The sequence below is a fragment of the Peribacillus sp. NPDC055009 genome (assembly GCF_053608705.1).
Map to the genome: position 1 here is coordinate 1 of NZ_JBSGVZ010000048.1, position 1,490 is coordinate 1,490.

At 34.0% G+C, this 1,490-nt stretch carries 1 protein-coding gene; it reads right to left on the reverse strand.

Translation table 11 applies throughout. The features are described 5' to 3' along the window. Positions 1 to 1,433, reverse strand: a 1,433-nt coding sequence (locus ACWF5P_RS27090) for an ABC transporter permease (protein WP_452445548.1), incomplete at its 3' end; no start/stop codon positions are given. Between the last annotated feature and the right edge of the window lie 57 nt (positions 1,434 to 1,490).

Below are 1,490 nucleotides of genomic sequence, written 5' to 3' on the forward strand. Positions count from 1 at the left end.
ACTCGATTGTCCTTATTTAAATGCTCGACGATCTCCTTTTCCATTTCTTGAGATGTGATGTTGGTATTTATAGTAGCCGATGCTTTATGTAGATTGAGCCATATATTGGCATGATCTTTTGAAACGGCAAACATATGATCCGTATTGATAAAAAGTAACGTAGTAAACATGTAAATGGCAGTGATAATACATACGTTTAATGACAATCTTTTATTTTTCAACAGATCATTAATAGATAACGCAATCGGGTTATTGGTATGTTTAAATAATTTCCAACTTCGTTTCCCGCTTTTGGGAGTGTTTGTTAGCGAAATCGCTTCTACTGGTGATAATTTTTTAATTTTTCTTAACTCTAGAGCCACAAATAGTTGAATAATTAGATTAAAGAGAACAATGATGACTCCACCTATAATTAAATATCGAACGTTATATCCAAAGTCCCCCAAATATTTTAGAATGTTCTTTTGTAAAATGTAAGCGGCTGGAAAACTAATGGCCACACCGACCGCTGTTGAAATCATCCCTACAAAAAGATACGCTTTACTATAGATCTTCTTGATGTCTGATGCCGTAAATCCCAGTGCTTTGTATGTTCCGATCAATTTAACTTCTTTCATTAAATTGTTTTTTAAAGTAAATAGGACGACAATAATCCCGCTTATTAACGTTAATATACCGGCCAAAGTCATGATAACCGATACCAAACCCGTATCCGCAAGTTGATTTAAGATGAGATAATACTTTTCCATATAATATTCATTACTTGTAAAATTCTCATGAAGATAATTCGCTACAGCTTCTTTTTCACTTCCATATTGGAATACAACATATCCGCCTCTCACTTCTTCATCGAACAACGGAATATCGTTTTCATTGACATACATGATTTTGGCAGGATTAGCTAAGGATGCGTTTTGTGAATCATTGATGATCGCTGAAATTTCAAACTGGCTTCCAGCTGCTTTATCAATTTCAATGACATCATTCACTTTTAAACCTTTCTTATCTGCTAATATTTTGGAAATCCAAATCTCCCCTGCTTCTGGGGAAGGCTTGTCCTTCCCCTCTAAAATCGTTAATTCCCAGTTTAGCTTTTCTTGATCTTTGATCGATATGATCAGATTTCTATCTTCATTAAACGTTTCACCGTGCACTTTCGTTATGTTCATCGATGAATACATGGCTTTATATTTTTGAAAGTCTTTTATTAGTTGCCCTTCGTCAGCTTGCTCTTCAAGCATGTTCAATTCTTTATCGGATGAATTAAATAGGTAGACGTCGGGAAATAAAGGATTACTATAGTAATCTGTGATGGAACTATTTATACTATCGATAAAGATACGAGATGTTGACAATAAGCCAGAGGTAACCATTAAGATCACGGCAATTAACACAAATGATAGTTTATTCGTTCTAATTTTCTTCTTCCACATGATTACTGTTCCCCTTAAAAATAGTAGAATGACGTTTATTATATGGTTATTAAACTA